The following is a 22753-nucleotide window of genomic DNA, read 5'->3' on the forward strand; positions in this document are numbered from 1 at the left end:
TTCTATCTTGGATATCCTCCTCCCCAAACTGACATTCCTCCAATACTATTAGGATGCAGAGTATTCCAAAAAATACTGCCTTGTGTATGCTGATATTGAGGAACTAATTGCATAATTCCTGGTTCTCCACCATGATGTCAAACCCAATTTTGAATCTTACTTGCTCCCACAGTGCCTGCATTCGTTCTAGGAACAACAACTCCTAAATTTTTCATAGATGTCGCCAATGAAGCATCTGACGCATTAGCATCTGCTAATGCATTGTTAGCAACTTTAAAATGGCTATACGCTCCTTTTGTACTAGGGTATAAAGTATTAGAGAGCTTCATTTCAAAAGCAACTGAATAAAACTCCGCAGTAGGCATTGGTATAGCTTTAAGACTAGACAATGCTGCTTTAGCTTCGCCCAAAGCTATACCATTTGACACAGCCCCGACAAGCCCCCAAACAGCTTCATCTCGATTCGTTGCCGATCCATTAAGATTACGCATACTATAATCACCAACGCCTCGTCCCACAAAATATTGACCAGTCGTATAAAAACCATTAAAAACCTCCTAAATAAGTTTTTCGCCAAATTTCCGTTGAGATAGATAGGTCCGGTTAAATCCAAAACTACTATATTGAGTCGGATATTGTATATTTCTAAAACTTTTATTTATTTTTGGAATTAGACCATAAGCACTATTGGATAATTGAGAACCTATATTATAAGTGCTCATATTAGGTGAAGGCGCTGGGGCTGAGTTTTTAAAAATAACGGACTGCTCACAAGATACTTGACCAGAATTCAAAATCGATAGGCGTACCTATAAAAGCCAGCGAATTCTACAGCAGACCTATCTTAAAATTTCTTGAAGAAAAATTTAAATCTAATGAAGCACAAAAAGAATCCTATAAAAAACATGTAAAAAAATGCCATAAAATTAGCTTTCATTCGTGAAAACATAATTTCTCCCGAAAAATTATCCAGAATATTGGAATCTGAATGCATTCATACTATTTTACGAAAAAGCAGTGAGGGAAAACTTTACGGAATCACTTTTATAGACTATAAAATACAGTCGGTTATCAATGAAAGCAGTCTTGGAAAAGAATTCAGTGCAAAAGGAATTCAGGAAAGCTGTGCAATGAAAATTCTTGCACTTCAAAGAAAGCATCAAACTATATTTCAACAAATTCAGAGAAATTCAAAGATTTTGAATTGAGAGAGTATGTAAAAGAAAATTTGGCAGATATTCTTCTTCGTGGCGAAAAAGTAAACAACTATGTTTCTAATCAATTTAAACAAAGAAAAAAAAGAGAATTTATAAGGAGATATGAAAAAGGGTGCAAAATGCACCCTTTTTCATATCTCCAGTTTTCGTTAGCACATCCAAATATTAATGCCATCTTTTTATTTTATGCTTAAACATTAGTAAGTCCGAATTCCAAATCACTACTCTCAAACATTAACATAAAATCAACTATGCAAAAGTGAAATTTTCAATTTTGCAAGTTTTTTATCTGTCAGATTATTTTCAACTTTCTGTATGAAAAAATCTTTTTTATAAATTTCTTTCTGCAGATTATCAATCCATTCTTTCACATCAAAACCGTACACTTTAAAATGTTTTACATCCCAATCTCTTTTTTCTATCGCATTCAGAATTTCTTGCGCTTTTTTAGTATTACCTACAAAAAGTTCAATTTGTAGTTTCATCTGCATGAAATCTCCTTGGAAATATGAATTTGGAGCTATACTAAAACGTTTTGTTGATGAATAATTATCAATGGCTGAAAGAATATCTTTAATTAAAACTTTATCACTAATCAAAATTGGATATTGCCTTTTTATAATTTCTACAGCTTCTTTAAACAGATTTGAATTAGCATCAAAAGGAACATCTAATTGAAAATTCTTTTTATCATAAAACTGCTGTAAAACAATCGGCATATCCATGCATTCTTTTATATTATCCTTACACAGTGAATATAAGACAAAGTGAGGCCTATAGTTATCTGTACGAGGGATTTTGACAAGTTCTATTCCAATTACTACGCATCCAACAATTCTATAAAATTTATTTTGAGCATAAACTTTAAGAAGTGGAAATTCCTGTTGCCAATCATCTGCTATTTGATTATTTCTCTTTACTACTATCATCTTTCTTTTATGGTCTTATAATGTATATTAAAGCTCCTTTAAAACTTTCTGAGTATTTTTTATACTGTGCTTTACTCATAACAGCTTTTCCGAATTTAAAATCGTAAATTATACCGTTTGCTTCATCGTAAATATCCAAGAATCCTCTTCCTGGTTTACCATTAAAATAATAATTATAACTGAATCCCCTGCTGCCAAATCTGCTCTCATAGCGTTGTAATAGTTTAACAGCATATTTATGTTTAGCAATTCCTGCTTGCGGTCCATTCTTTGCAATTGCAAACTCTGCTTTTACCGCAGCTCGTTCAATCAGCTGTCCACTTGTCATTGTTTTGGAAGCAAGCAATGAAATTCCTTTCATACTGCTGCCGGTTGCCATACTTGCTACTTTAGTTACGGGTATTGCGCTGACAATTTTTAAATTTGATTCAAAACCAGATAACTCATTTCCATATCTGTCAGATCCCGTGATATTTCCTTTAAGACCATCCCAAAGAAGAGCTAGAGGATTAAACTGATCCGTTTCATAAACAAATCTACTAAAATAATCCATAAAACTACCACTGCCATCTCCTCCATAAAATTGTCCAGAACCAGTAGTTGCTAAATTTGCATAACGGCTCATATTAGGTTCAGACTTAGGATCCTTATTTCCATTTTTGCCCCAAAACTTATTCCAGCTTCTTCCCCAGCTGTTAAAATTTAGATTCTTTTTCGCCCAATCTGTTATTCCAGTGTCTCTTCCAAATTCTGCTAAATCTGTAGATGTACCGATTCCTCCGCCACCATCTACACCAGGAACTCCGCCACAGCCTTCACATATATCTCCGCTCGGGTCTGTATACTTTAATGGATTATTAAGAACGTAACCATATTGATTATAGTTTTGTGTACTTGTTGGATCTTGTATGAAATTATCAGCCTGTAAAAACCTATGAAGCAAAGGATCATATATTCTCGCATTCATATTAATTAATCCAACGCTCTGCAAATGCTCATGTCCAGTATAACCGCGATCTAAAATGGTCAAACCATTTAAAGTATTTCCATCACCGTCCTGAACTTTTATAATGCTTCCCCAGGCATCAATTAATCGCTTTTCAACAAGTTCTCCATTGTCATTGGTAACCGCTAAAATCGTTCCCTGATAATCTCTGTGTAAATATAAATAATTTTGAGTTGTTCCATCATTTTTTACTGCAATTGGAGCAGAATATCCATCTCCGCCAACATAGGTTATAAATTCTATTGCACCAGTTTTTATATTTTGCTTAACTTCCATACTGCCATCCGCCGAATAGTATTTTCTTAAAGGTCGTTCTAATACATTTGCTTCAAATCCTCCATAATACATAACACTACGTTGGTTATCACCATTGTAGCTAAAACTTACTTTATCGACATTAGTTTCCTCGATTTCAATTGGACTTTTAAAGGCATTATAACTGATATTTAAATCTCTATCGGATGATGACGGATCATTTGTCTTTCTAATTTGCACATCATCAAACCATACATTTCCCGATCCGTTATTGTCTAAACGAATATTAAGCTTTTTAATATGTGCTGGAACGATAAATGTTTTTTCTACTTTGACCCATTCGTTTTTAACATCGGTTACAACATTATCAATTAATGAAAAATATCCTGTTTCAGTATTAGTTTTCATAAATAAGAACATTTCTGCCTGAGGATTATCTGAGTATATCCATGCAGAATAAGTATATTCTGTGTCTTCTGCATTATCAATTGCAATCCATTTGTCACCATGAACGTATTTTTCGATAGGTATTGTATTTTCAAGTTTTAATGAATATTTACCAGTATGAGAATTTGTTTGGTCATAACTGTAAAAAAGATCTCCAGGGTATCTAACCAACCCAAAACCAGCCTGATCTTCCATGCTGTCGTTAAAAATTCCTTCCCTATTAGCATAGTAACCTGTAGCTGCGGGACCGATGTTAATGGAAGTATTTTGATATTTCTTTACAGGATCATAATCGTAAGTTCCTAAATCATTACTTAGTATTTTTCCTGAAGGATCATAGCTCTGCGTTTCCTGAATTCCTAGTCGGTTGGTAAATGTTGTTAATCGGTCTAGGGCATCATATTCAAAATGCTCTGTGTAATTCCCAAAAGCACTATTAGTCCTACTTGTCAGATTATCAGTGTTCTTATCAAATACTGTACTAAGTGTCAGTATATTTGCGCCTGATGAAATCTTATCATACTTTATTGTAGAAAGATAACCATCGGGATTATACATATTAGAAATCTTAATTCCGTTACCCGTTACGGCTTCGGCAAGCTGTCCTTTTTCATCTAAGGTATTAGTCTGCCAGAGGACTTTATTGTTACCATCTACTATTTGATACAGATCTCCGTTTTTGTAATTGTTCTGCATAAAAACAGAACTTGTATGTCCACCAATTTCAGCCATCTTAGTTTCTGTAATTATTCGGTTAAGAGCATCGTAAGTAAAAGTTTTTGTGAATTTGTATAGACCAAATTTTTCTTCGACAATATTTGATACTCTTTTATAACTGTCGTAAGATATAGTTGTTAACGTTCTATTTGTTCCTGTTGGTTCGTTGTTATCTATGTAATCTATAGTTAATGGTAAAGAGTCATCATAGGTATAGTTCGTTACAGTACTAGTTCCTGAACCACTCATTGTTTTTGTAACTGGTCTGCTTGTTTTTGGATTACGGGTAATAGTTGTCGTAATTCCAGAATTTTCAATAGTTTCAGAAGTAAGTTCACCTAGGTCATTATAACCATAATTATACGTTCCGGCCGATGGGTCTTTGAGTTGGGTCTTATCTCCCCAGCCATTCTGCTCCATTGTAATCTCTATTCCATTGTAAGATGTTTTTCTTATATTACCATTAGCAAAATATCTGTAATCAATTCCCCCACCAATTGTTTCACTAATTGAAATAGTATTTCCAATCGCATTTTGAGTGCTAATTTTTGATTTTTGCCCATCAGTATAGGTAGAAATTAAACTTGCAGGTGTGTAAGACATTGATGATGTCCTTCCATTATACAAACTGCCAGTTGTACTTCTTCCATAGTCATCAAACTTAACTTCATTCCATTGAGAAGGGGAAGAAGAATTAAAGTAGGGTTCACTCGTTTTATAGTTTCGATCATAAATATCATAGAGATATGATGTATATGACATATTCCCATTTATATCTTTTAATCCCGATTTTATTACCCGGCCCAAGTCATCCAGCGTACTCTCACTTTTACTTGTATCCAAACCTGGAGCTACAGTAGTAGTGTTTACAACCGTTTTCTCAGAATTAACTGTATAAGTTGTTGTTGTAACTTTATTTAACTGATCATCTGTTATTGTATAATTTTTAAACCAGGGGTCATAAGTGTACGATCTTGAGACATTGTAGGGATTTGTTTCTTTTTTTAATAATCCGCTTGAATAATATTCAAAATTGGATACCTTTCCATCATTATCTGTTATTTTAGCTACAAATCTCCCTGTACCATCGTACTCAAAACTGGTCTCTCTAGGCAATAATGGCAAAGGAGGTGTTATTGTTTTTTTTATGATATTGCCAAATGAATCATAATCATTACTTTCTGATATTACCGCTGTCCCTAAAGCACTTTTATCAGTATTTATAAGTAATTGTTGACTGTTATAGGTGTAAACTTCGGTGCTTGCCATAGTGTGCCCATCTGAAGATACGGTTTCGGTTTTACTTGTAGGTCTTCCAATTATATAAAACGGAGTAGATATCGGAGTAGCATACTCTACATCAGTCTTTTGTGTCTGAATTAACGACGCACCTTCATTTGACAATAATGAGGATGATTTAACATTATCATTCTCATCATAAACAATATCCCGAGTTTCAGAATTGGTATCGTTTAAAGAGTTATACTCTTTAATATTAGTTGTTTTGAGCCTGAATACCTTATTGCTTTGCAATGGGTTCTCTATTGTATTATTATAAATAGTAATCGATTTTGTGGTAAAATCGCTTGGCAACTCTCCAGGATATGGGTATGAAAGATATGGCACCACAGCACTTTGAGTACTAGCTCCTCTTAAATTAACATCATTTTTGATTATATCTGTAAAGATTCTGGTAGTGTCATCATGCCAGTTTGTTTGTGTTACAGATCTAAAACCAATAAAACCCAAGCCATCCATATTTGAAACCGCACCATAATAGCCAAAAAGTTTTTTCTTGTATGAGTCTTTGCTTCTTTGCTCTAATTTGGAAACGACATAAAAACTTGGGTCTATTTTGATATCAAAATCTGGATAGCTTGCAAATCCAATACTTGGATTATAAATTGTATAATATGTGTTTTTATAAACTGAATTTAACGGAATATAACTTATAGCTTGCTCAACTCCATTTCCTAAAGTGATATTGGTTAGAAGATTATCTCTTAAATAATCGCCTTCGCATGAAAAATAATGAATTTTATTTTGATTAAGAAACGCGACCTGAAGAGTAGAGCTTGTTGTATAAATACCATTCTTAAAAGTCTGATGAGATGTTGGAAGATATACAGGTAATGCATATATATTTATATCAGGCTGATCTCCTGTTCCAGCATATATCAAACTGGAAACAAAAAATGATCCGTTATAATTAGGAAAAAAATTAACTGTAATTATACCAACTGTATTGGAAGAGTCTCTAAAAGCAACTGACTTGATTATATCTGTTTTACTGTCATTGTTTACATCTAGGGAAATGTAATTATAGGTATGAAAAGAGTCGTTTGCTTCGAAAATAACACTGGAACCAATCTCCTCTTTTACTAAATCCGTACCTCTTGACAAATACCTATACCAATTTGAAGACCCATAAGCTTTTGGAATCATAATATCGGTTTTCCCATCTCCATTATAATCTCCCATTAGTATTGGCCTGCTGACCATAATGTTTACATCATTTCCTGGAGTTTGATATAATAAGGTAAATTGTGTATCATTATAATTTAGTGAATAGATTTTTACTATTCCATCGTTAAAAACAAAAATATCTGCTTTACCGTCTCCATTAAAATCTGCAACTCTAATATCACTAGTATTAGTGGTTGAGAGATCGCCGACTTGGGTGGCAAAATTGGTAGTTAATCTTTTATCTAGATTTATAAAAAACGCTCTACCACCTACATATGTTGAAGTAATAGATGTGCACATATATCGGTAAGGATAAGTAAAAGATTTTTCGATAGCGACAATATCTGTAATTCCATCTCCATTAAAATCTCCACTAACATAAGTTCTAGGGATAGCACTTTCATAATGTACAGGAACTGGCTCATTTGGAGGATTTATTGGCTGTCTAAGCTGGATGTTTTCATTTTCGTTTTCGTTTGCATCAGGATTAGTACCACCACATTGATAATAATAATCTAAAATGAATCTAGGAAAAGCGAATGCTTTTTGATCGTTAGTTGGGATTGAAGAAGTAGAAGATAAATAATAGGTAGTAAAGAGACCACCCTTTACAACTGTCCATCCTTGATTAGAAGCTAATTGACCTACAGAATTAATATAAGTTACAGGAAAAATTTCATCAAAAGAACCAACACTATGGGGTATACTCATACTGAAAGCTTCAGTTGGATTGGCATCTGTGTAAAGCCAGTACTTTGATTTAGTCAAAGCTCCTGTTGTTGGATATAAAATAAAATCCATATTCCCATCACCATCAAAATCACCTGATACCGTTGCAGCATTTAAACTTGTGATTTGTCCAACATCCAAAGTGTTATCTGATTTGATATAATTAATCAGATTAGTTGCATTTCTGTCATATTCAAATTTAGTAGGATTATAAGTTTTTGTATTATCTCCACTTTTTTCTGTTACAGAATTAATATTATAAGGAGAATCAAAAGTATAATTTCTAAAACCTATTCCATTACTTGATACATTAATATTTGTTAAGTTTTTATCCCGTTTGTAATAAAATCCACCTACATAGCCATGATCGAATGTTGATCGGGCACCATATACAAATTGAATTTCATTTATAGCTGTACCATTCCCTAATGAACCGTATTTTATAAAATCTACAAACAGACAATTATTGGATACTGTATATCCATAGCTGATTCTTACACCTTGTGCATTTTCAATGTATGTAAGCGCCCATTCAGTTATAGATTTAGAATCAGCAGAATAGCCGTAATAAGCTTTTGTGCCATTTGGATATTCAACAATAAAATAAGCAGGCCCGAAATTGGCTCCGTTTGGATGAACTCCGTAAGACGTAATTTTTGTGTTTGAAAAATATTCCGTTTCATATATTGTACTATCAGCACCATAGACATTTGAAGTCCCATTTTTGATTATAAGGCGTTGGCCGTCTAATGCAAATCTGTCAAAGCTATTAAAATCTACCGGATCGATTCTTCCGTCATGAAACTTTGTTGCAGGTATTCTGGTAATCGAGGAAAGTCCGGATATATCCCATCCAATGGCGGCAGTCCCTTTTAAACCTCTTTGGCTATTATATGTTACACCAATCTGCGGTTCAAAACCATTAATTCCCGCTGGTGTCAATATTGGTATTGTATAACTGGCGTTTCCTGTTAGAGAGACATTAAGAGATCCCTCAGTAATTCCAGCTTCCGTTGAATTTCCTGTCGTTGAAGTTGACGCACTAATAGGTCTGGCTGTAATTTCAGTTTTAATAGAATTTGAGTTTTCATCTTGGGCGTAAACCATTAATGCAAAAACAGAAAATAGAATAGAAAAGTAAAACTGTTTCATAAATTTTATTTTTTAATAATTTTAATTGTTTTTGAAGGCCCTGACGTATAGTTCAACTGCACAAGATAAACCCCGCTACTGTAGTTTTGAAATGGAATGTTGAGACTGGTTATTTTGTTTCCCGAATAACTTTGTACTATCTGTCCACCGATCGAATAAATCTGAATATTTGAAACAGCATTTTGATCTTTCAATTCCCATTTCAAGTACAATTCCTCTTTAACTGGGTTGGGATAATAGGAAATCAGATCTTCAGGGAAAAACTTCTCAAGATCATCATCTGTCAATGCCTCACTTTCTTTGATTTCCTTGGCTGGTTTTGCCGTCTGACAGCCGAAACATAAGTGCCTAATAGTCTGATTCCCTGTTACAGGATCGTAAGTAAATTTGAGTTTTGGTTGCGCTTCACACATAAGAGAAGCCCAAAACATTACTAGAATAATTATTTTTTTCATAAAAAGATGGTATTTTTTTACAAATATGGCTTTTCTTACAATTTCTTCTTTACGGAAAACCACATTTTGAAAAATATTTTTTATGAATAACTATAATTAATTATGGATTTTATTTAGTGAGTAGCAATACTTTATGATTATTCTTTGATTGACTTCTCAATTTTAAGCTTCTCACTAGGCACATTTTTTTCGTTTTGTATTTGGTGTGATTAGGCTTTAAAATACAGAGAAGTTGCATCATATCATTTTAAAAGTCATCTGAAAAATGACTTAGGAGTTTTCCATATCGATCAAAAATTTGAATGGTTGCCATCGCATTTGAAGCATTAAAAGATGTTGTTTTAACAACTCAACTAAAAAGATAAAACTACATCATTTTTATATCACAGTTTAACTTTTATAAGCGAATATCAAGGAATGTTTCTAATACAATTTATGCAGATAAAATTTCATTAAAATCATAAAAAAATCGGTTAGATATTTCAATGCTTCCCGCTACTAAGTAAAAGCTTCAATAAATCTGAAGCTTTTTTTGTTTATTTTAGATTTAAAAATAATACCGGATTCAGATTGCGGGTGCAAAGTCAGAGACATTCGCACAGCATTTCGTAAAAACTCTTCAGAGAGCCGAGATAAAATTCAATTTATTTAGAATGAAAAAGACAATACTATTATTGATTATTTTAGTTTGCCAAATTGGTAAAGCACAGAGTTTAAATCAGAAAATTATTGTTTTACCTGAAAACTGTTCGGTAGAAGATTTCTCTTTTTTAAAAGACAAAATAAAAGATGCCCAAGTTGTACTACTTGGCGAAAAAACACATTTTGACGGTAATGTTTTTGAAATGAAAACTAAGATTGTTGAGTATTTACATCAAGAATTAGGTTTTAATACTATTGCATTTGAGTCTGGTGTTTATGATGTTTGGAAAGCACAAAAAAATATTAATACAGGAGTTAGCACTAAAGAAGCCTTAAAAAAATCATTGTTTACAATTTGGGCTAAACGAAAAGAATTTCAAAGTTTTATCGATTACTTTGATCGCAACAAAAAAGATTTAAAACTGTATGGATTTGACAATCAAATAACAGGAGATTATGGAGAAAAAGAACTTGTAGAAGATCTTTACCGATACTGTAGTCAGAATCAATTAAAATTGAAATTAAAGCGTGAAGATTTTGAACTACTTATAGAGTCAATGCTTAATTCTGGGATTTTTGATGAAGGAGATATCACCTACGAGGAATATAAAACGGCCTTATCACAATTATTAAATAGCATTTCAAATAAACCAAAAAGCGAAGAACATTTTTATTGGACACAAATTATAAAAAGTTTAATGACTCTAGGCGAATATCATTTTAATAAAGAAATAATTTTAAGTTCATTTTATACTACTTCTGATGATAACATTAGAGATAAACAAATGGCCGACAATTTGTTAGAATACATTAAAAATCATCCTGGAGAGAAAATTATATGCTGGGGAGCAAATCAACATTTTATTACTGATATGACTTCTATAAACACTCCGGTGCTTAAGGAATTTGTTCCGATGGGAACCTATATCAAAAAAGCCTTAAACGAAAAGGTCTACAGTTTGGCAGCAGTAACTTCGGCAGATTCGATCTACTTGCAAAACAAATGGTACAAGACACCATTAGATCAAAATTCTTTTGAATATCATTTAAGCGAAAATAAAAAATCACATTTGTATATTTCATCGAACTCACCTGAGATGGGAAAAATACAATTAAACAGATTATTTAGTCCAGAGACATTTGTAGAGGCTCGCTTGGATTTATTGCATGATGGTTATTTGTATTTTAACAAAGTAACACCATCAACAACTATTGATGATGGTGAGAAAGATGATTTAAAAAAGAATGATTCAAAAAAAAATCAAGCTGGAAATGAAAATTTTATTGTCTTACAAGAAGCATTCAATAGCTCCGATTTGAAAGCGAATGCTTTGAATGAAGTCATAATTTACAGCAAAAGCGCACCTTATCAAATTATCAAAAAAACAATAGATAGCTTTACTAAAAACTACCCTAATTTTCCTTTTAATTCGACTATGTACTCCAATATAAGAATGAATGTCAGCGATACTATTTGTCTTGATTTGGACATTGTTTCGAAACAATATGATTTGGCTTATAATGATAATTTTAGGAGTACAAAAAAAATAGAAGAGATAAAATGGAATATTAAAAATGGTTATGAACCACAGAATTTGCGAGAATTTCACGGTTTAATCTATAACAATCCAATAAAATATGCACCTCTCTTAGATAGTCGAAAATTTAAAAAATTCATTTTTAATTTGGATGAAATTAAAACTTATAACAATAAAGAAGTTTTTGTTATTACTTTTTCATCAACAAGAGACCATTCTACTTTTACAAAAAGAATATTTTTAAGTAATTACACAGGTAAATTATATATAAATAAAGATGATTATGCAATTGTGAAAATTTTTGAGAATTGGGAGGTTACAAAATTTCCAGAAGAATTTAAACAAGGACTAGAGTTAAGTGGATGGTTGGCGAAGTATACTAAAAAAGAGTTTGTTAATGAAGCAATAGAAACCGATTTTATTAAAATGGATAATTTGTATTACATATCCCATTCTGAAATAAATATTACGGGCAAGTTATTAAATATCGAAAATAAATCATTGGATTTCAAGACAAATATCAATTCGTTTTGGAGTGATTTTATAAAGATTAATCCAAAATCAATTTCGAATAAAGAGGAACAACATTTATTTGCTAAAGTGAATTTTAACGATACATTTTGGCAATCATATAAATTCCCTACTAAACAATAAAGCTGAGCTGTTTGAAATTTAAAGCTGAAAATCCTTTAATATTATAATGAATATGGCCCTAAAAAAGAGTAATTAAGAGTTTTTAATATAATCTAGTTCTCCAAAATGGACAAAAAAATAAATGTCTCTATGGAAAACCTTATCCAATAAATTCATCACTTAATCATTAAGTTACATTTATCCTTTTTAAATCCTCACGAAAACGGTTCGAAAATTGTCCCTTTAGGGCTACTACAAATCAAGGCCACTACGAAGCTGAAGCTATTTATAAGTTATTATAATTTTTTTTTAAGAACAACACAATATTAATAAAGTATTTACTTTTTAGCGGGAACAGGACTCGAACCAACATATAAATACTTACTTAATAACTTATTTTATTAAATTGGAAAAATCAACACTCGTTACTTAAAATTGAATCATTGATGTTTAAAGAGTTCCTAAACTGCTTATAAAATATACTGAAAAAATATAGTCCAAGCTACAAATTTACCCAATTTATAACCTTAATAATTCACAACAAGGATTATTATTTGTTGTATCATAATGACATTTTTAATACCTTTACATCTATTAAAGTACATTGACTGACTGCAATTAAATTGATCAAGGAAACAAAGGGCTGCAAGGTAAGTCATTTTAAATGAGACCAATTCGGCTACCCTTTTTGGAAGAATACTTGAGAACACCAATAAAATCAACGGATTAAGGAATAGGCAGGTCGTCCTGCCACCCCGACAAAAGTCTTTTCATTTATTGGAAAGACTTTTTTTTTGCAATAAACTAAAACCTATATAATCGAACGGTTATCGCGTCCCGGTTGAAAATCGAGAAGGCCGCAGGTTCTCCCGAAAGCTTTCGGGACTGCCACCCCGACAAAAGTCTTTTCAATTTTGAAAAGACTTTTTTTTTGCTTTAAACTCAAATAAAAAACTTTGTGCCTTTGTTGGCTTTTCTTAAACATACTAGAAACGAAATAAATAGTATTCGCCACGAATTCACGAATTTTCTTTTTAAATACTTTATCTAATATTATTCGAATTAATTCGAATAAATAATCGTGAAGATTTGAAAAAATAATTCGTGAATTCGTGGCAAAAAAACCGTTCTTACTATTTTCCCATACTTATATAAGAAGGATAGGACTCCTTATTAGGCAAAACAAATTCTTCATCAAAAGGCTGTACGCCTTCACCATTATTATATAATGCCACGCGTTTTACACCTGTTGCTGTACTTCCGCCCGTACCATTAATAACGTTTTGAATATTACCCAGTCCAGCAAAACGAGTAATGCACATCTTCTCCAATTTCACATTTGGATTATTAGGCACTTCAAAACCATTTTTCTTATTTACATTTCCATCAGTTCCTGTAAAAACAGCATAAGATCCCATTCCTATAGTATGATGTTCTTTTACAGTATTTGCTACTTTAAAAGCCGCATAACCATCAACTCTATCTCCTTGACTACTCCAACTTGCTTGATTTGGCGCATCATACGGAGGTTCGTTCTGAAAGAAGAAAGTTCTACCACGTTCTCCTAACCATAAAACTTCATATTCCTGATAATGTTCAACAAACAATGCATATAACGTTACATCATTACCCGCAACAATAAGTCCATTTTTGCATCTATCTCTTTGCCAGCGAGCATCGCCACCTTTTTGCGAACCATGATCGGCACGCCACAACCAGAAATGATCGCCTACAACATTATTACTGTTTATTTGCATAGAAGCCTGAATCTGTACATTTTTTGATTGGACACCGCCCACTCGACACGTAATATCGCTAAGCAGAATTGGATCTATACTATGATCCGCATTTGCTCCTTCATTACCAATTCTAACTTGATAGGTTGTACTATTTAATGAATCCATTAAAAGTCCAGCAATGATAATCCCGTCTTTATTATCAGCATAAATACATCCCCAAGTATTTTTCTCTGTCGGCTCTAGTGTTACAGAAGCAATACCAGCACCAAGAAGTATGGCGTCTTTTCTATTTACCTGAATCGGAGCATTCAATGCATAATGTCCAGGAGTAAAAAATATATTTTTACCTGCTTTTAATGCAGTATTTATTTCAACATCGGTATCTCCTTCTTTAGCAACATACCAATTTTCACTTAAATCTTGAATTTGGCCTTTCCCCATATCTGTCGTCGACCAAGAAACCCCTACTCTATCTTTTTGCCATCCGGGAACAAATACTTTGTATTCTCCATCATTATCAATAAAAAGAAAAGGCTTTTCTCTAATAATAGGCGTTGTCGCAATAGGCGAATTAGCATCATTTGCTTGTGGAGGATTTACACATCCCTGCCAAACCATATTATAAGAACCTCCCATAACCTCAGAGCCAGAAGGAAAAACAGTATTTCTTGTATACCACTGCTGCTGTCCACCCCAATTTGGCCTTGATGATGTATAATGAATATCGGCAATAAAACCGCCACTACCCCAAAAATTAGTATTCCCAATATCTGAAATATATTTTGAAGTACTTTCAATCAATAATCTTCTTGCACTTGTTGATTGGGAAACAGTCCACGAAAAATCACGCATTACTTCTACATTTTCTACAGAACGCCAAAATGTACAAGTCGCATTTGCTCCGCCCGAAAGATGAGGTCTTGTAAATATGGCTCCTAATTTAACATCAGAAGGCACTTTACCCAAACCTCCAATATGAGAATAAAACCCTAATTCTATTGCATTTGCTTCTACAGACGATGCAGAACCCGATCCACCAACATCATAAGTTTGTCCATTTACATTTGGCTTAAAATAATAAGCCTGACGTTTTGTTGTCCATTCGCCGTTTGCCCCTCCTAAACCAATACTGCCAAATTGTGAATTGATATCATTTCTAGCCGTTTCAGCTTTTTCATATTTTCTGTCATAGAAATACATATTATCGCCAAAAATCTGATTTTCAAGCGAGATTATAATGGTAATTTCATTTCTGCTGACTTTATAATAGTTCTCGTATTTATTTCTGCTAGGTTTATTATCGGTAAATGCTAATTTGGAAGTTGATCCTACCGATACAAAATCAGATGCCAAACGACTGCCTCCTCTAGTAATTATATAATTTCCCGAAGAACCAAAAGCTGACCAAGATAATGTAATCGCATGCTTCTTTTTATTAATTTTGCGTTCAATTTTTTTATTTCCTTCTATTTTTTCACTAGAAGAATAAGGTGAAACAAAACTGCTTAAAAGCATCATAAACGTAAATACTCCTAAAAATGAGATTGCTTTTTTACTCATAAAAATGTTCATTTTGTGGTTTGATAGATTGTAATAATTGTAATTTTAAGAAAGCCCAAAATAGCAATAATCTCCAACCATCGAGTCCGTTTTGGGACTCAATTTTCTTATCAAAAACACTACAAAATCACTAAATTCTGTCTTTTTATAACATAAATAAACCCTATTGGACGTATCTCTTTTTCTTTTATAATGTTTTTTTACCCACAAAAAAACAAGAAAATAAAATGAATAAGACCATACTATTTACAGCATTAGTTTTTTCTGCCATTACATTCGCACAACAAAAAAACGTACTACTTATTGATCCATGCGTAGTAACCCAAAAAAGCATATTATACAAGAAAAACGCACACGGATCTTATTATCATGATAGATTTAATGGAAGAAAAACAGCGAGTGGCAAAAGATTCCATAACAATGATTTTACCGCAGCGCATAAAAAATTTCCTTTTGGCACTCTATTAAAAGTTACAAATGAAGTGAACAAAAAATTTGTGATTGTAGAAGTTACAGATCGGGGACCTTTTGTTAAAGGAAGGGAAATAGATCTCAGCAAAAGAGCCTTTATGGATATTACATCTAATAAAAAAAGCGGTTTAGTTTGTGTGACTATTGAAATTTTAAAATAAAAAACTTTTTCACTTCAAAATTAGATTCTTGTATTTTTGCAGCGAAACAAATGCTAAATTATCTAAAAAACTTACTAATAATTTTATTCATAACTAAAATTATTCTCAATCAAACTCCCATAAAACCCCGATTAGGCACACTTTCACAAATGTTAACAAAATAGATTTTCAGAAACCATAAATAATTGTATTTTTACGGTTCAAAATTCAGAAAATAAATGGGCAAAATCATTGCTATTGCTAATCAAAAAGGAGGCGTTGGAAAGACTACTACATCAGTAAATCTTGCTGCCTCATTAGGTGTTTTAGAGAAAAAAGTATTGTTGATCGACGCTGATCCACAGGCCAATGCTACATCTGGTCTTGGAATTGACGTAGAAACAGTTGAAACCGGAACTTATCAAATACTTGAGCACACTGTAACACCAAAAGAAGCCGTTTTAAAATGCACAGCTCCAAACGTAGATGTGATCCCAGCTCACATTGACCTTGTTGCTATCGAAATTGAATTGGTTGACAAAGAAAACCGCGAATACATGCTTAAAAAAGCATTGGAAGAAGCAAAAGAAGAATATGATTATATCATTATCGACTGTGCTCCTTCTTTAGGTTTGTTAACTTTAAATGCCTTAACAGCAGCAGATTCTGTAGTTATTCCTATTCAGTGTGAATATTTTGCACTTGAGGGATTAGGAAAATTACTGAACACTATTAAGAGTATTCAAAAAATACACAACCCAGATCTTGACATTGAAGGTTTGTTGCTAACAATGTACGATTCAAGATTACGTTTATCTAATCAGGTTGTAGAAGAAGTTCAAAAACACTTTAATGATATGGTTTTTGATACTGTAATTCAGCGAAATGTAAAATTAAGTGAGGCTCCGAGTTTTGGAGAAAGCATTATCAATTATGATGCAACAAGTAAAGGTGCCGTAAACTACATTCATTTAGCACAAGAAATTATAAAGAAAAACAGTAAATAGTTTTTATGACAAAAGTAATTAAAAAACAAGCCTTAGGAAGAGGATTATCTGCCTTATTAAAAGATCCGGAAAACGACATTAAATCAGTAGAAGATAAAAATGCTGATAAGGTTGTTGGAAATATCATTGAACTTGAAATAAGTGCGATTGAAATAAATCCGTTTCAGCCTAGAAGCAATTTTAATGAAGAATCGTTACGCGAATTAGCCACTTCTATTAAAGAACTTGGTGTAATTCAACCTATTACTGTTCGTAAATTAGATTTTAATAAATACCAGTTAATCTCTGGAGAGCGTCGTCTTCGTGCATCTAAATTAGTAGGACTTACTCATGTTCCTGCTTATATTCGTATTGCAAATGACAACGAATCATTGGTTATGGCTTTGGTTGAAAACATCCAGCGTCATGACTTAGATCCTATTGAGATTGCTTTATCATACCAGCGTTTAATTGACGAAATTCAATTAACTCAAGAACAAATGAGTGAAAGAGTAGGAAAAAAACGCTCGACAATTGCCAACTATTTGCGACTATTAAAATTAGACCCGATTATCCAGACAGGTATTCGCGACGGTTTTATCAGTATGGGACACGGTAGAGCAATTATCAACATTGAAGATTTAGACGTTCAGACTGATATTTATCAAAAAATCGTTAGTCAAAATTTATCTGTTCGTGAGACAGAAGCTTTAGTTAAAAATTATCATGAAGGCCAGCAGCCAAAAGCAGATGGTAAACCTAAAGCTGATGCTGGATTTGTAGTTAGAGAAACACAAAAACACACTTTCAACGATTATTTTGGCTCAAAAGTTGATATAAAAGTCGCTGGTAACGGAAAAGGAAAAATTACAATTCCATTTAATTCTGAAGCTGACTTTAACAGAATTATTAAATTAATAAACGGATAGTGAATAAAATTGTCCCCATTGGTCTATTGTTCTTTCTAACAGGAACCGTTTCTCTTTTTGCCCAAGCAAAAAAAGACACGGTTTTAGTCGTAAAAGACACTACCGCATTACAAGAAATAGACCCGCTTACACCAGCAAAAGCAGCTTTTTACTCTGCTATTTTACCTGGTTTAGGTCAAGCATACAACAAAAAATACTGGAAGATTCCATTGGTCTACGGAGCAATCGGGACCAGCTTATATTTCTATATAGACAACAATAAAAAATACCACGATTATCGTGACGCCTACAAACGAAGATTAGAAGGTTACAACGATGACAAATATCAATTTTTGGATGACAGCCGTCTTGTTGACGGACAAAAATTCTACCAAAGAAACAGAGACTTATCTGCTTTGTTTGTTGTCGGATTCTATGTCTTAAACATTATCGATGCCAATGTTGATGCCGCACTGATACAATTTAATGTAAACGAAAGGCTTTCAATGCGTCCAGAAATTTATCCCGACGATGTAACATTTAAACCAAACGTCGGACTAACCTTTAATTATAAGTTTTAATAGAGCAGCCTCTATTTAAAAAATCAAAAAACAAATCATAATGAAAATTGCGCTTTTAGGATACGGAAAAATGGGTAAAGTAATCGAAAGAATTGCTTTAGAAAGAGGTCATGAAATAGTTTTAAAGAAAGATGAATTTAACACCTATGACGGACTTTCAACAGCAGATGTTGCCATTGATTTCAGCGTTCCATCTGCAGCGGTTAGCAATATTTCTGCATCTTTTAACGCTAATGTTCCTGTAGTTTCTGGAACAACGGGTTGGTTAGAACATTATGACGAAATGATTGCGCTTTGCAATGAGAAAAAAGGAGGATTCATCTCTAGTTCAAATTTCAGTTTAGGAGTAAATATTTTCTTCGGACTAAACGAATATTTAGCCAAAATCATGAATCAATTTGATTCTTATAAAGTTTCGATGGAAGAAATTCATCACATCCATAAACTAGATGCACCAAGCGGAACCGCTATTTCTTTAGCTCAAGGCGTTATCGAAAACAGCGGCTATGCAAATTGGACAATGGACGAAGCAAAAAAGAATGAAATTCATATTGAAGCAAAAAGAATTGGAGAAGTACCTGGTACACATACTGTAACTTATGACTCTGCAATTGACAGTATCGAAATTAAACATACTGCTCATAACCGCGAAGGATTTGCTCTTGGCGCTGTTATTGCTGCCGAATGGCTTGCAGGAAAACAAGGAATTTTCACAATGAAAGACGTTTTAAACTTACAATAAATCGATACAATTTAGGATTACATTCCCTCCTAAATTTGAAACTTAAAATACAATATTATGACTTTATACTCTTGGTTCGTATTTTTTCTAGCTGTTCAGATTATTCATTTTCTTGGTACTTGGAAACTGTATCAGGCGGCGGGAAGAAAAAGCTGGGAAGCAGCAATTCCGGTATACAATTCTATCGTTTTAATGAAGATTATCGGGCGTCCTACTTGGTGGACTATCTTGCTTTTTATTCCGATTATCAACTTAATCATGTTTCCAGTTGTATGGATTGAGACATTAAGAACTTTTGGTAAAAAATCAACTTTAGACACTATTTTAGGGCTTTTCACTTTAGGCTTTTATATCTACGTAGTTAATTACACTCAGAAATTAGAGTATCATAAAGACCGTAAATTAACGCCTGAAAACAAAGCGGCAGATACTGTCAGCTCTTTATTGTTTGCTATTATAGTGGCAACATTAGTACACACTTATGTAGTACAGCCTTACACAATTCCAACATCATCTTTAGAAAAATCTTTGCTAATTGGCGATTTCTTATTTGTAAGCAAATTAAACTATGGCCCTAGAGTTCCGATGACAACTGTTGCCCTGCCAATGGTTCACGACTCTATTCCATTAACTAAAAAGAAATCTTACTTAAGTTGGCCACAATTGCCATATTTCAGACTTCCAGCATTCGAAAAAATAAACCGATGCGACATTGTCGTTTTTAACTGGCCTGTTGATACGGTTCATTATTTCTTTGAACCAAAAGGAAGACCAGGTGTTATCAAGCCTATTGACAAGAAATCAAATTATGTAAAGAGATGCGTTGGTATTCCTGGAGACAGTTTATCAATAAAAGATGGCTATGTTTTTATTAATGGTAAAAAATTAGTTTTACCAGAAAGAGCTAAACCTCAATATTCTTATTCAGTTGCTCTAGACCAAAAAACACCAATTGATTTTGAAACAATTTTTAAAGAATTAGACATTACAGATCCAGCTGGCTTTAGAACTGAAATTGATGCTGCAGGCAATAGAGTTGAAAAAAGAGATACTCTTTATTTAGGCGCCCTAACAGAAGCTGGAGCAGAAAGATTTAAAAACACTCCTGGTGTCACTGCAGTTATCCGAAAAATTGACACAGGAAACAACAACGACATTTTCCCTCACATTAATAAATGGAACCAAGACAACATGGGACCAATTTATATTCCAGAGGCAGGAAAAACAGTTGCACTAACAAATGAATCCCTTCCTTTTTATAAAGAAATTATCACTAATTATGAAGGAAATACATTAGAATTGCAAGGTTCAAAATTCTTAATAAACGGAAAACCCGCAACAACATACACTTTCAAACAGAACTATTATTGGATGATGGGAGACAACCGTCACAATTCTGAAGATAGCCGCTATTGGGGTTACGTTCCAGAAAATCATATTGTAGGAAAACCAGTTTTCATCTGGATGAGCTGGGATACTAACGGAAAAGGCATCAATAAAATTCGCTGGAACAGAGTATTTACAACTGTTGATGGTGAAGGCCAACCACACTCTTATTTTAAATACTTCCTAATACTTCTTGCTATCTACTTTGTAGGAGATTTTATTTGGAAAAAAAGAAGAGAGAATAAAGCGTAATTAAAAAAAAGTTATTTTTGTTTGCTACGCCTGTTCGAGCAAGCTCTTGAGTCAGGTTTCAAGTTCCAAGTTCACACAAAACTTGAAGCTTGAAACCTGAAACATTTAAACAAGAATTAAAATCATGAATTCCTTAATACTTCCAACTTATTTCCCTTCTATTAGTCATTTTGCTGTTATAGCGCAATCTGACAGTATTACTTTTGAAATGGAAGATAATTTCCAAAAACAGACCAATAGAAACAGAACTTACATTTATAGTCCAAATGGAATTCAATTATTAAATATTCCTGTTAAGCACTCTAAAGCAACGCATCAGAAGACAAAAGATATTTTGATCGAAAATGAATTTGATTGGCAGAAACAGCATTTTAAATCGCTTGAAGCAGCTTATAGAAGCTCTCCTTTCTTTGAGTATTTCGAAGATGACATCATTCCTATTTTCGAGAAAAAACACCAATTTTTAATGGATTTAAACTTCGAAGTTTTAGACATTGTTACGAAATGCCTTCGAATGAAACTGGAATTTGGAAGAACAACAGAATATTTTCATGAAGTTGCCAATTTTACCGATTTCAGACACTTAGCAAATGGAAAAAAAGACACTAATTCTTTCGAGAAATACACTCAAGTATTTGACGACAAACATGGCTTCATCAACAATTTAAGTGTTTTGGATTTACTTTTTAACGAAGGTAAATTTGCAATGGATTATTTAAAAACACAGACAATAATCTAAAACTGATCTATCGAAAGTCTAGTCATAATAGGATAATGATCTGAGTTTTCGAAATCAGGAAAACTTTCAAATTCTTTTACCTTCATTTTAGTATCTGTAAAAATATAGTCAATTCTGGCTGGATAATACTTAAACTTATAGGTTGCGCCAAAACCTTCTCCAGCCTCTTCAAAAGCGTCTTTAAGCTTCCCCTTTATATTTCGGTACACATAAGAAAACGGACTATTATTCATGTCTCCACAAATAATAATTGGGTAATTGCATTTTTTGATATGCTCTTTAAAAATTTCTGCCTGTTCTTGCTGCTGCGTGAATCCCTTGCTAATTCTAGCATAAATACGCTGTGATTTCTTCTGATTTACATTATCAATATCATCTGAAATCTCACTTACGTCTGGAGATATCTTAATGGACTGCAAATGCATATTATAAACACGAATAATATCTTTTCCACGCTTAATATCAGCGTAAACTACATTATTATCTGACTTAGGAAAAATAATCTTTCCCTCGTCTATAATAGGAAATTTAGAAAAAATAGCCTGTCCTGTCTTAATTTTTTTACCATCAATAAAAATATAACGGTGCGGATATACTTTTAAATCTAAATGTGCCGAATTTGAATATTCTTGAATACATAGAATATCTGGATCTTTTTCGTCTATAAACGCTTTAATGTTTGACGGAATATCATCTCGATCCAGCCATTTAAAAACATTAAACAGACGCACATTATAACTCATTACAGAGAAATCCTTTTCGTCTTTGACATACTCTTTTCCAGAAAACTTATAAAATTTACTAATAAATGTAATTCCGGTCAGCAGAACCAAACCAGACAAAATGAGCCGTTTTTTAAACTGAATTCCCCAATAGACAAAAAAAAGTATATTGGCCACAAAAAAAGCAGGCATAAACAAGGTAAGCACCGATAAAAGCGGAAAACTTTTAGGTGCTAAAAAAGGTAAAACATAAATGCTAAATGTAAGCACAGTCAGCACTATGTTCAAAAAGAACATTATTTTATTAAACCAAGAGAGGTTTTTCATATTTAGTCTCCTAC

The 22753-nt window shown here is 33.0% G+C and carries 14 protein-coding genes; 8 read left to right on the plus strand and 6 right to left on the minus strand.

The features are described from left to right. Nucleotides 1-137: 137 nt before the first annotated feature. From AC5ZCW_RS11545 to AC5ZCW_RS11560, 4 genes are all read right to left on the minus strand, one after another. Nucleotides 138-518 (minus strand): hypothetical protein, encoded by a 381-nt coding sequence (locus tag AC5ZCW_RS11545; RefSeq protein ID WP_496119921.1) that lies wholly within the window; start codon nucleotides 516-518, stop codon nucleotides 138-140. A 944-nt stretch (nucleotides 519-1462) separates the two neighbouring features. Next, nucleotides 1463-2146 carry a hypothetical protein gene (locus tag AC5ZCW_RS11550; protein WP_496119923.1) on the minus strand — a complete coding sequence of 228 codons (684 nt, stop codon included), beginning with the start codon at nucleotides 2144-2146 and terminating at the stop codon, nucleotides 1463-1465. 7 nt (nucleotides 2147-2153) lie between these two features. Then, entirely contained in the window at nucleotides 2154-8918 is a 6765-nt protein-coding gene (locus AC5ZCW_RS11555) for an RHS repeat-associated core domain-containing protein (protein ID WP_496119925.1), read from the minus strand. A 5-nt stretch (nucleotides 8919-8923) separates the two neighbouring features. Continuing rightward, nucleotides 8924-9373 (minus strand): T9SS type A sorting domain-containing protein, encoded by a 450-nt coding sequence (locus tag AC5ZCW_RS11560; protein ID WP_496119927.1) that lies wholly within the window; start codon nucleotides 9371-9373, stop codon nucleotides 8924-8926. A 653-nt stretch (nucleotides 9374-10026) separates the two neighbouring features. On the opposite strand from AC5ZCW_RS11560, the gene AC5ZCW_RS11565 reads away from it, so the two are divergent. Next, nucleotides 10027-12207, plus strand: coding sequence for an erythromycin esterase family protein (locus AC5ZCW_RS11565; protein WP_496119929.1), 2181 nt, complete (start codon nucleotides 10027-10029; stop codon nucleotides 12205-12207). Nucleotides 12208-13319: 1112 nt separating this feature from the next. Here the strand turns inward: AC5ZCW_RS11565 and AC5ZCW_RS11570 are convergent. Continuing rightward, nucleotides 13320-15485 (minus strand): pectate lyase-like domain-containing protein, encoded by a 2166-nt coding sequence (locus AC5ZCW_RS11570; RefSeq protein WP_496119931.1) that lies wholly within the window; start codon nucleotides 15483-15485, stop codon nucleotides 13320-13322. Between the two features lie 227 nt (nucleotides 15486-15712). Between AC5ZCW_RS11570 and AC5ZCW_RS11575 the strand changes: the two genes are divergently transcribed. From AC5ZCW_RS11575 to AC5ZCW_RS11605, 7 genes are all read left to right on the plus strand, one after another. Then, a complete protein-coding gene (locus AC5ZCW_RS11575) occupies nucleotides 15713-16117 on the plus strand; it encodes a septal ring lytic transglycosylase RlpA family protein (protein ID WP_496119933.1) in 405 nt (134 codons plus the stop codon). Between the two features lie 218 nt (nucleotides 16118-16335). Beyond that, nucleotides 16336-17103: a ParA family protein gene (locus AC5ZCW_RS11580; protein WP_008464569.1), complete on the plus strand. Its 768-nt coding sequence runs from the start codon at nucleotides 16336-16338 to the stop codon at nucleotides 17101-17103. 5 nt (nucleotides 17104-17108) lie between these two features. Continuing rightward, complete coding sequence (locus AC5ZCW_RS11585; RefSeq protein ID WP_281633797.1) at nucleotides 17109-18011, plus strand: ParB/RepB/Spo0J family partition protein; 903 nt, start codon at nucleotides 17109-17111, stop codon at nucleotides 18009-18011. Then, entirely contained in the window at nucleotides 18011-18571 is a 561-nt protein-coding gene (locus AC5ZCW_RS11590; protein WP_177212187.1) for a DUF5683 domain-containing protein, read from the plus strand. Before AC5ZCW_RS11585 ends, AC5ZCW_RS11590 begins: the two co-directional genes overlap by 1 nt. 40 nt (nucleotides 18572-18611) lie before the next feature. Next, nucleotides 18612-19313, plus strand: coding sequence for a 4-hydroxy-tetrahydrodipicolinate reductase (dapB, locus tag AC5ZCW_RS11595; protein ID WP_177212186.1), 702 nt, complete (start codon nucleotides 18612-18614; stop codon nucleotides 19311-19313). A gap of 57 nt (nucleotides 19314-19370) precedes the next feature. Beyond that, nucleotides 19371-20951 carry a signal peptidase I gene (gene lepB, locus AC5ZCW_RS11600; protein WP_343544942.1) on the plus strand — a complete coding sequence of 527 codons (1581 nt, stop codon included), beginning with the start codon at nucleotides 19371-19373 and terminating at the stop codon, nucleotides 20949-20951. A 124-nt stretch (nucleotides 20952-21075) separates the two neighbouring features. After that, nucleotides 21076-21690, plus strand: a complete 615-nt coding sequence (locus tag AC5ZCW_RS11605; protein WP_343544941.1) for a WbqC family protein — start codon at nucleotides 21076-21078, stop codon at nucleotides 21688-21690. Here the strand turns inward: AC5ZCW_RS11605 and AC5ZCW_RS11610 are convergent. Continuing rightward, nucleotides 21687-22739 carry an endonuclease/exonuclease/phosphatase family protein gene (locus AC5ZCW_RS11610; RefSeq protein ID WP_281633799.1) on the minus strand — a complete coding sequence of 351 codons (1053 nt, stop codon included), beginning with the start codon at nucleotides 22737-22739 and terminating at the stop codon, nucleotides 21687-21689. The genes AC5ZCW_RS11605 and AC5ZCW_RS11610 overlap by 4 nt on opposite strands. Nucleotides 22740-22753: the final 14 nt, after the last annotated feature.

It is taken from the genome of Flavobacterium sp. PLA-DH12 (genome assembly GCF_059511845.1).